Below are 9,635 nucleotides of genomic sequence, written 5' to 3' on the forward strand. Positions count from 1 at the left end.
AGCGCGACGACGATCGTGCCGATACCGATCGTCGCCCCCCGGCCGCCACCGAAACCGCCCCGGCGATCCTCGACATTCTGGCTCTCGATTTCGTCGTCCAGCCTCATCGCCGGCTCCTCCGTTCCTCATGAATGTACCGGCCGGGCAAAGCCCGGCCAGACGATAAACCGCTCCACGCGCGCCGCGGTTCGCTCGCCACAATCTGTCGAGCGCAACGACACGTCGACTGCCGCCGTTTCGGCGCGCCTGTACGTCCGCCATTTTGCCGGGCTTTTTGCCACTTATCGCAAAAAAAGACGCGCATGGCCCGATCGGGCAGTTTCGGCAGATGAGACCGACGCGCGTCATCGAACGCCTCGCAGGATCCCATGTGCACCATCGCTGCTTGTCCGATCCTCGGTCCGGGCTTAACCTTGGGCGCAATCGCGACTCTCGAACAGGTGGCCCGGCATGCAGATCCATCCTTTGCGCCTTTCCCCCGGCCGTGATCTGCGCGCCGCCATCGAAGACGCGCTGCGCCAGCGCGGCTCGCGCGCGGCATTCGTGCTTCAGGGCATCGGGAGCCTGGACGTCGCCCAGTTGCGATTCGCGGGCGCCGAAGCCCCGGTCTCGCTGCGCTGCGATCTCGAAATATTGACGCTGGCCGGCTCGGTATCACTGGATGGCGCACATCTGCACATGTCCGTTTCCGACGTGCGAGGCCAAGTGTATGGCGGGCATGTGGCGAGCGGATGCACGGTTCGCACGACGGCCGAGATACTGATCGCGCTGCTTCCCGAACATCGCTTCTCCCGCGAAATCGATCCGGATACCGGCTTCAAGGAGCTCGTGGTGCACGACGAAAACGGCGGCGCCGACTGAGCAGCGCGCTCGCTGTTGTATCAAGCACTGCCTTGCGCCGAACCGGGAATGTGCGGACGACCGAAACCGACCATGGCCGGCGCGCGGCCAGGATCATTTTTATGCCGAGCCAAATCAGGCGGGCGGCGCCGGCGAGCCGATGCACCGCATCGATCTTACTCGAGCATATCGACGCGCTTTCGATGCGCGGCCGCCGTTCCGCTCCCGGTCCGTCTCAATGCCTGCCCATCGTCCGACTCCGCATACAGCGCTCAAACGGCCCCGCCGGGCGGCTTACAGTGACGCGCCAGAAACCGGTCGAGTTGTCGGGCGAATGCATTGCTGTCACGCGCGCTATAGGGCGGCGGCCCACCCGTATCGATTCCCGCGCTGCGCAGTTGCGACATCATTTCACGCATCGTCAGGCGTTCCTCGATATTTTCACGGCTAAACCAGCCGCCGCGCGGGTCGAGCACATGCGCGCCTTTGTCCAGGGCGGCAGCGGCAAGCGGTATGTCCGCGGTAATCACCAGATCACCGGCGGTCGCCAGTTCGACGATGCGGGCATCGGCAGCGTCGAAACCCGCCGGCACCTGAATCGACTTGATGAAGGGGGACGGCGGTGTGCGCAGATACTGGTTCGCGACCAGCGTCACGCATATTTCGACGCGGCGCGCGGCCCGGAACAGCACGTCCTTGACAACAGCGGGACAGGCATCGGCATCAACAAGCACGTGCATGACGACAACTCCGTTGCATAAGACAAAACATAACGATCATGGATGCGGCAAGGATATCGAAACCACGAACGCCCTGCGACCGATTGCCCTATTGATGTGAGCACCCGCGCAAAGCGCGGCGTTTTCGATGAATGACATCCGCATAAACGCCTATCGGGAACCGATGCCGCAATGTTCGTGTGGATATAATGTCGCGCAGACTCCAGCCGGACACTGCACCGGACGGAATGGCCGCGCACTGGCGACCTTCCGGCTGCCGCGCCACACACGCTTTAGTGATTGCAACCTCAACATCGGGGAATAACAGATGAGCTTCTCTTCCATGCGTCGCACGGCGCTCAAGGGCGTCCTTGCCAGTGCACTCGCCACCTCCCTTCCCGCCATTGCATCGGATGCCGTGCTGCGTGTTTCCGCCATTCCGGACGAAGCGCCGACCGAATTGCAGCGCAAGTTCGCGCCGCTCGGCAAGTACCTCGAGGAACAGACCGGCATGAAGGTCGTCTTTACGCCGGTGTCGGACTATGCCGCCGTCGTCGAGGCGCTCGCGACCAACAAGATCGACCTGGCCTGGCTGGGCGGCTTCACCTACGTCCAGGCCGCCATCCGCACGAAGGGCACGGCCATTCCGATCGTCCAGCGTGAAGAGGATGCCAAGTTCACCTCCAAGTTCATCACCGCCGATCCGGAAATCAAGTCGCTGGCAGACCTGAAGGGCAAGACCTTCGCCTTCGGCGCGCCGTCCTCCACCTCGGGCAGCCTGATGCCGCGCTACTTCCTGATGCAGGCCGGCCTGAACCCGGAAAAGGATTTCAAGCGCGTCGCATTCTCCGGCGCCCATGACGCCACCGCGGCATTCGTGGCTTCCGGCAAGGTCGATGCCGGCGCACTGAACGCATCCGTCTGGGAAAAGCTCGTCGAGACGAAGAAGGTCGATACCGGCAAGGTCCGCGTGTTCTACACCACGCCGCCGTACTTCGACTACAACTGGACGGTACGCGGCAACCTCGACCCGGCGCTCGTCCACAAGCTTACCGAGGCCTTCCTGAAGCTCGATCCGTCCAATCCGGAACAGCGGGAAATCCTCAACCTGCAACGCGCGTCCAAGTTCATCCCGACCAAGAAGGAGAACTATGACGGCATCGAAAAGGCGGCACATGCAGCCGGTTTGCTGAAGTGAGTTTTGTGTTGAACGGCGTGAGCGTGACTCACGCCAACGGCACCCATGCCCTCACCGACATTTCGCTCACCGCGAAACAAGGTGAGCGCATTGCGCTGATCGGTCCGTCGGGTGCGGGCAAGACGTCGTTGCTGTCGCTGCTCGGCACCGCGCTGGCACCGGCCAGCGGGCACGCCGAGGTTCTCGATTTTTCCATCGATCGCCGTTCGCCCGGCAGCCTGAAACGCGTACGCCCCCGCATCGGCTTCGTTCATCAGACGCCCCCGATTCCCGCGCGTCAGCGCGTGGTCACGGCCGTGCTGGCCGGGCGGCTGGGACAATGGCCGGTCTGGAAGTCGCTGGCGTCGCTGGTCTACCCGCTGGATGTACCCGGCGCGCGCGCCGCGCTCGAACGCGTCGATCTCGCCGACAAGCCGTTCGTCCGCTGCGACCAGCTGTCGGGCGGCCAGTTCCAGCGCGTGGCCATCGCCCGCATGCTGTACCAGCGCCCTGAACTGATGCTGGCCGACGAACCCGTGTCCGCGCTCGACCCGGCACTCGCCCGGTTCGCCATCCGCCTGCTGACATCCGACGCCGAAGCGCGTGGCGCGACGCTCGTCGCCAGCCTGCACGCCGTCGATCTCGCGCTGAATCATTTTTCACGCATTGTCGGCATCAAGGCCGGCCGCATCGCCTTTGATTCGCCGGCCGGCGAAGTCACCGATGCCATGCTGCACGACCTGTACGCAAGCGAGGGCCGGATCTTGCCGACGTCGGAGACCGAATCCGCTCACCCGCCGGCCCCCGCGGCCAAAGAAGCCGACCCGCGCACCAAATGCTATTGAATCCAGCTGACCGCGACCCCGCAGCACCGCGCCGTCTCACCTGGGCGATCACGACGCTGGTCATCCTCTGGCCGCTGCTCAGAGCCGCGGAGGTCAATCCCGGAGCGCTGCTCGATCCCGAGAACCTGAGGGTGATCGGCCATTTTCTGTCAGCGTTCCTGCCGCCCGAGACCGGCGCCGAATTCATCGGCTATCTCGGCAAAGCGACGCTGGAAACATTGGCCATCGCCACCGGCGGCATCACGCTGGCCTTCGCGATCGCCGTGCCGATCGGCTTTCTCGCCACCAATGGAGGCCGCGAGAAAGCCACGCTGAACCCCGTCGCCCGCGGGCTGCTCGTCATCCTGCGAGGCATTCCGGAACTCGTCTGGGCGCTCGTTTTCGTCCGCGTTTTCGGTCTCGGTCCGGCGGCAGGCGTGCTGGCCCTGGGGCTGACCTATGGCGGCATGCTCGGCAAGGTCTACGCGGAAATCCTCGAGTCGGTCGATGCATCGCCCGCCCTGGCGCTGCGCCGCAGCGGAACCGGCCGGATGCTGGCCATTCTCTACGGGCTGGTTCCCCAGGCGTCGAAGGAACTGCTGTCCTATACCGTCTATCGCTGGGAATGCGCGATCCGCGCGTCTGTCGTGATGGGTTTCGTCGGCGCGGGCGGCCTCGGACAATTGATGGATCAGGCGATGAAGATGCTCAACGGCGGCGAGGCCGCCAGCATCCTGCTCGCGTTCATGATGCTGGTCCTCGTCGCCGACGGCCTGTCCGTCTGGTTACGCCGGGCGATCGACGTATTGCCGGCACGCCGCGCTGCGCCTTTCGGCTGGCGCAGCGTGCTGGTCGTGACAACGCTGCTGGCGGGCAGCATCGGCAGCTTCCGCTATCTCGGCGTCGGATTCGTGTCGCTGTTCACCGCGGATGCCGCGCAGACCATCGGCGAATTCTTCGCGGGCTTCTTTCCGCCGGATCTTTCGTCCGCGTGGCTGCTCAAGGTCGGCCAGGGGATCTGGGAAACGCTGGCGATCTCGGTGGTCGGCACGCTGTTCGCGGCTGTCGGCGGCCTGTTGCTCGCGCTGCCGAAACCCCGAGCCCCGTTCAGCCTCATCCTCAACCTGCTTCGTTCAATACCGGAGCTCGTATGGGCAACCATCACGGCCCTCGCCGCCGGTCTCGGTCCTTTCGCAGGGGCGCTCGCGCTGGCCCTGCACACCGGCGGCGTGCTCGGGCGCCTGTACGCGGAAGCATTCGACAACACCCCGCCCGCGTCGAACAACGCGCTGCGCCTGGCGGGCGCGCCCGCCAGCGTCGCCTTCCTGTACGGCACGCTGCCGGGCGCGCTGCCGCAAATGATTGCGTATACGCTTTACCGCTGGGAAATCAATGTCCGCATGGCCGCCATCCTCGGTTTCGTCGGTGCGGGCGGCCTCGGGCAACTGCTCTATTTCGAGCTATCGCTCTTTCACTACGCTCAGGCCTCGACGGTGATTATCGCGATGCTGCTGCTGTCGATCGCCGTCGATCACACCAGCGCCTGGCTGCGCCAGCGCCTGCTGTAATCGCGCGCAAGCCCTCGACTGCGTCTGCCGCCGTCAGCGATCAGCCGATGACGTCCCCACCCTGTCGGCGGGGACGTCATCATCCCGTCAGTGCTTACTTGGCCTTTTCCGCGGTATCGCTGATCGCCTGACCGCCCTTCGAAATATCCTGCCCCACGCCGGCAATCGTGTTGCAACCGGCAAGCGCAGCGGTGACGACCAGCAGCACTGCAGCAAACGTACGCGTCATGCTCAATCTCCTTCGAGTCAATGAACCCCGGGCGGGCGAATGTGGATCACATCCGCCATGGCGCCCTGCAACCCGCAAGTCGGGGGCCAGAACCGATTATACGGAGCCGTCCGCCGCATGCCAGCCCGGATAATTCGGGCGCCGGGCGACGCGCAACGCGCCGTCACGCAAGTTTTCCTTGACTTCGCATGCCACCGAACTAATATACGCACCGCGTATATTTTTTATCAGGTTCCGTTCATGACCGTTCCCCAGCAAGCCTTCCTGCGCGACGCGATGCGCCGCCTCAACATGACCCGCGAGGTCTTTGCCAATCGCATAGGCGTCAGCCGCCGCGCGCTGGATACGTGGCTGCTGCCCGACGATTCGCAGGAATCGCGCGGCATGCCGGAAATCGTCGAACGCTTCGTATCGGAAATCGTCTGCCGTCCGACGCCTGACGAAAATCATACGCAAAGCGTAGAGAAGCAAGGCCTCGCGAGCCAGTTCCTGTTCGAAGGCAAGCCGCAGCTCCTGTCGGTGGATCAGTTCTCGCGCGACTCCGTCGAGGCGCTGTTTCGCGTCGCCGACGTGATGCAGCCGATCGCACGCCGCCGCAAGATCTCGCGCGTGCTCGAAGGCGCGGTGCTCGGCAACCTGTTCTTCGAGGCCAGCACGCGCACCCGCGTGTCGTTCGGCGCGGCGTTCGCACGTCTCGGCGGCTCGGTCTGCGATACGACCGGCTTCACGTTCTCGTCGATGGCGAAGGGCGAATCGATCTACGACACGAGCCGCGTGATGTCCGGCTACGTCGATGCGCTCGTGATCCGCCACCCCGAGAAAGGCTCGGTCGCCGAATTCGCGCGCGCGACCAACCTGCCGGTGATCAACGGCGGCGACGGCCCCGGCGAGCATCCGAGCCAGGCGCTGCTCGACCTGTACACGATCCAGCGCGAGTTTTCGCGGGTCGGCAAGATCGTCGACGGCGCGCACATCGCACTCGTCGGCGACCTCAAGTACGGCCGCACCGTGCATTCGCTCGTCAAGCTGCTCGCGCTGTATCGCGGACTGAAATTCACGCTCGTGTCGCCGCCGATGCTCGAAATGCCGGCGTACATCCTCGAGCAGATCTCGAAGAACGGCCACGTGATCGAACAGACGCACGATCTCGCGTCGGGGCTGAAGGGCGCGGACGTCGTCTACGCGACGCGCATCCAGAAGGAGCGCTTCACCGACGAATCGTTCGAAGGCTACACGCCGGACTTCCAGATCAATCAGGCGCTCGTCGATACGGTCTGCGGACCCGACACGCTGATCATGCATCCGCTGCCGCGCGACAGCCGTCCGGGCGCGAACGACCTGTCGACCGATCTGAACCGCGACCCGCGGCTCGCGATCTTCCGCCAGACCGACAACGGCATCCCGGTGCGGATGGCGATCTTTGCCGTGCTGCTCGGCGTCGAAAACCTCGTGCAGCACTCGATGCGCGACGCGACGTGGCGCCCGCCGACGTACCTCGGCCCGGAAGACGCGATCTTCCACGGCATCGATTAATGACGGATGCGGCGGCGCAGCCCACGCGCCGCCGTTCCCCGATGTCAGCCCGCGCACGGCGCGGGCGATCTACCGCATCGCGTTCTCCGCCGGGCCGCTCAGCGCCCGCCACACGCCTCACGCCCACGCCCGCTCGTCACTGGCGACGCCGGGCCGCCCCATTCCCTGCATGCACCGCCCCGGACAACGAGCAACAGCCTGCGCCACTTTTTCACCCACGCAAACAAGAACGCTTCTCATTCTCAAATTAATTATTTAGAATGCCATCCGAAAACAATTTGTAATAAACCCCGGCGGCATCCGCACCGTTGCAACGGCAGCTCCCGGGACCACACCAGACGAGGTCGATGTGCTCATGAAGTCCCGCTCCGACGAGTTGAAGCTCGGCAAACTCACCACCCTGTGCAGCGTGCTCGCGGCAAGTCCCGCATTCGCGGACGGCGCGCCGCCTGCCGACCAGGACGGTCATCTGGCGCCGATCGAGATCAACGGGCAGGCCGAGCACAGCTACAAGGCCGACTTCTCCGCCTCGGCAAAATTCACCGCACCGCTCGTCGACACGCCCAAATCGGTCACCGTGATCCCGCAGGCGCTGATCCAGAACAGCGGCGCCACGACGCTGACCGAAGCGCTGCGCACGGTGCCCGGCATCACGTTCGGTGCGGGCGAAGGCGGCAACCCGCTCGGCGACCGTCCGTTCCTCCGCGGCTACGACACGCAGGGCAGCCTGTTCGCGGACGGCGTGCGCGATACCGGCGCGACCACCCGCGAGATTTTCAATACCGAGCGCATCGAAATCACCAAGGGCGCCGACGGCGCCTACGGCGGGCGCGGCGGCGCGGGCGGCAGCATCAACCTGATCACCAAGGCGCCGCATCTCGGCACGACGGCGGCGGGCAGCGCGGGCCTCGGCACCGACCGCTATCGCCGCTTCACCGCCGACGGCAACTGGCAATTCGCCGATCACGCCGCCTTCCGCCTCAACCTGATGAGCCACAACAACGACGTCGCGGGCCGCGATGCCGTCGATAACGCGCGCTGGGGCGTCGCGCCGTCGATCGCGTTCGGCCTCGGCACGCCGACCCGCGTCACGGCCAGCTACTACCACCTGTCCACCGACGACATGCCCGACGGCGGCATCCCGTACTTCTACACCACGTCGAACAAGCCCGCGAATGTCGATACGATCTATCCGGCGCCCGTCGACCGTCACAACTTCTATGGCCTGAACGATCGCGACTTCCGCAAGACGACGTCGGACATCAGCACGATCAGGCTCGAACACGACATCACGCCCTCGCTGACGATCCGCAACACCACGCGCTATACCGAGTCGACGCAGGATTACATCTGGACCCAGCCCGACGACAGCCAGGGCAACGTCGTCAACGGCCGGGTCTGGCGCCGCAACAACAACCGCAACAGTTCGATCAACAGCATCGCGAACCAGACCGAGCTGTTCGGCGAATTCAGAACCGGCCCGTTCAGGCACAGTTTCACGACCGGCATCGAGCTGACGCGCGAATGGGGCAAGCGCGACACGTACACCGTCGCAACGGACACCGGCAAGATCTGCCAGAAGGGCATCGGCGCGGCGTCGGGCTACAACTGCACGAGCCTCTGGTCGCCGAACCCCAGCGATCCGTGGGCCGGCTCGATCACGCGCAACAACGACGACGCGCATGCGCGCACTGTCACGAAATCGATCTACGGTTTCGACACCATCGAGCTGACGCCGCGCTGGCAGATCAACGCCGGCCTGCGTCTCGACGATTACGCGACGCGCTTCACCGACACCCGCGCAAACGGCGGCAAAACCTACACGCGCGACGACACGCTCGTGAACTGGCAGCTCGGCGTCGCGTTCAAGCCCGCGCAGAACGGCAGTCTCTACGCGTCGTACGCGACCTCGTCGACACCGGCCGGCATGCTGCTCGGCGAAGGCGCGGAGTCGCAGTCGCTGACGCCGGGCCGAGGCGGCGTCGGCTCGAACGCCGACCAGATGTCGCCCGAGAAGAACCGCAGCATCGAGTTCGGCACGAAATGGAATGTGCTGAACGACAAGCTGTCGCTGACCGCGGCGCTGTTCCAGATCGATACGACCAACGCACGCGTGACGCTGCCGAACAACCAGTACGCGATGGCGGGCAACAAGCGCGTGCAAGGTCTCGAGCTCGGCGTCGCGGGACAGCTGACGTCGGCATGGCAGGCGTTCGGCGGCTACACGTACATGAAGAGCGATCTGCGCGACAACGGCAAGAACACCGCCGACAACGGCCACCCGTTTCCGAATACGCCGAAGCACAGCTTCACGATGTGGACCCAATACGACGTGACACCGAAGTTCACGCTCGGCGGCGGCGCGTTCTATATGTCGAAGGTGTTCGGCGATACCGCGAACCTGCGTGCCGTGCCGTCGTACTGGCGCTTCGACGCCATGGCGCAGTACCGGATCAGCCGGAAGCTCGACGTGCAGCTCAACGTGAACAACCTGTTCAACCGCACGTATTTCGACCAGGCATATCCGGCGCATTACGCGTCGATCGCACCGGGGCGTTCAGCATTCGTCACGCTCAACGCGCGCTACTGACCGATGGAAACCGTGACGCTCACCGCTCTCGCGACCGTATCGCCGCGCGAGCTTGCGGAGATTCTGTCCGGGCCGCCCGATCGCGCCGCCGCGTGGGTCGCGGCGGCAGCCGAAAACGGCATCGTCGAGGCGCAGGCCGTCTACGGGCAGTACCT

The 9,635-nt window shown here is 64.8% G+C and carries 8 protein-coding genes and 2 pseudogenes; 7 read left to right on the forward strand and 3 right to left on the reverse strand.

What is annotated here, in order from left to right; translation table 11 throughout:
* Positions 1-107 (reverse strand): annotated as a pseudogene (locus KH616_RS15815) (metalloprotease); the annotation flags it as partial.
* Positions 108-450: 343 nt separating this feature from the next.
* On the opposite strand from KH616_RS15815, the gene KH616_RS15820 reads away from it, so the two are divergent.
* Positions 451-861, forward strand: a complete 411-nt coding sequence (locus KH616_RS15820) for a PPC domain-containing DNA-binding protein (protein WP_292247930.1) — start codon at positions 451-453, stop codon at positions 859-861.
* A gap of 251 nt (positions 862-1,112) precedes the next feature.
* Here KH616_RS15820 and KH616_RS15825 read toward each other — a convergent pair whose 3' ends face one another.
* Complete coding sequence (locus tag KH616_RS15825; RefSeq protein WP_292247933.1) at positions 1,113-1,580, reverse strand: YaiI/YqxD family protein; 468 nt, start codon at positions 1,578-1,580, stop codon at positions 1,113-1,115.
* A gap of 307 nt (positions 1,581-1,887) precedes the next feature.
* Between KH616_RS15825 and KH616_RS15830 the strand changes: the two genes are divergently transcribed.
* The 3 genes from KH616_RS15830 to KH616_RS15840 are packed head-to-tail and all read left to right on the forward strand — an operon-like array spanning position 1,888 to position 5,128.
* The gene (locus KH616_RS15830) at positions 1,888-2,757 is read left to right on the forward strand and encodes a putative selenate ABC transporter substrate-binding protein (protein ID WP_292247935.1); all 870 of its coding nucleotides are present in this window, start codon (positions 1,888-1,890) and stop codon (positions 2,755-2,757) included.
* Positions 2,754-3,581 (forward strand): phosphonate ABC transporter ATP-binding protein, encoded by an 828-nt coding sequence (locus KH616_RS15835; protein ID WP_292247937.1) that lies wholly within the window; start codon positions 2,754-2,756, stop codon positions 3,579-3,581. Before KH616_RS15830 ends, KH616_RS15835 begins: the two co-directional genes overlap by 4 nt.
* Complete coding sequence (locus KH616_RS15840; protein ID WP_292247938.1) at positions 3,572-5,128, forward strand: ABC transporter permease subunit; 1,557 nt, start codon at positions 3,572-3,574, stop codon at positions 5,126-5,128. Before KH616_RS15835 ends, KH616_RS15840 begins: the two co-directional genes overlap by 10 nt.
* A 94-nt stretch (positions 5,129-5,222) precedes the next feature.
* Here the strand turns inward: KH616_RS15840 and KH616_RS15845 are convergent, their stop codons facing one another.
* On the reverse strand, positions 5,223-5,357 hold the full coding sequence (locus KH616_RS15845; protein ID WP_292247940.1) for an entericidin A/B family lipoprotein: 135 nt from the start codon (positions 5,355-5,357) through the stop codon (positions 5,223-5,225).
* 240 nt (positions 5,358-5,597) lie between these two features.
* On the opposite strand from KH616_RS15845, the gene KH616_RS15850 reads away from it, so the two are divergent.
* The 3 genes and pseudogenes from KH616_RS15850 to KH616_RS15860 all read left to right on the forward strand — a co-directional run.
* Positions 5,598-6,890 carry an aspartate carbamoyltransferase gene (locus KH616_RS15850; protein WP_292247943.1) on the forward strand — a complete coding sequence of 431 codons (1,293 nt, stop codon included), beginning with the start codon at positions 5,598-5,600 and terminating at the stop codon, positions 6,888-6,890.
* 355 nt (positions 6,891-7,245) lie between these two features.
* Positions 7,246-9,480 carry a TonB-dependent siderophore receptor gene (locus KH616_RS15855; RefSeq protein WP_292247946.1) on the forward strand — a complete coding sequence of 745 codons (2,235 nt, stop codon included), beginning with the start codon at positions 7,246-7,248 and terminating at the stop codon, positions 9,478-9,480.
* A gap of 3 nt (positions 9,481-9,483) precedes the next feature.
* Positions 9,484-9,635 (forward strand): annotated as a pseudogene (locus KH616_RS15860) (sel1 repeat family protein); the annotation flags it as partial.

Origin of the sequence: Burkholderia sp. (genome assembly GCF_018375725.1) — a bacterium.
Taxonomy (GTDB): Bacteria; Pseudomonadota; Gammaproteobacteria; order Burkholderiales; family Burkholderiaceae; genus Burkholderia.

Bases quoted from the DNA above. Each gene is read 5' to 3' on its own strand.
- KH616_RS15820 (WP_292247930.1), top strand. From the start codon at position 451: ATGCAGATCCATCCTTTGCGCCTTTCCCCCGGCCGTGATCTGCGCGCC.
- KH616_RS15825 (WP_292247933.1), bottom strand. From the start codon at position 1,580: ATGCACGTGCTTGTTGATGCCGATGCCTGTCCCGCTGTTGTCAAGGAC.
- KH616_RS15830 (WP_292247935.1), top strand. From the start codon at position 1,888: ATGAGCTTCTCTTCCATGCGTCGCACGGCGCTCAAGGGCGTCCTTGCC.
- KH616_RS15840 (WP_292247938.1), top strand. From the start codon at position 3,572: ATGCTATTGAATCCAGCTGACCGCGACCCCGCAGCACCGCGCCGTCTC.
- KH616_RS15845 (WP_292247940.1), bottom strand. From the start codon at position 5,357: ATGACGCGTACGTTTGCTGCAGTGCTGCTGGTCGTCACCGCTGCGCTT.
- KH616_RS15850 (WP_292247943.1), top strand. From the start codon at position 5,598: ATGACCGTTCCCCAGCAAGCCTTCCTGCGCGACGCGATGCGCCGCCTC.
- KH616_RS15855 (WP_292247946.1), top strand. From the start codon at position 7,246: ATGAAGTCCCGCTCCGACGAGTTGAAGCTCGGCAAACTCACCACCCTG.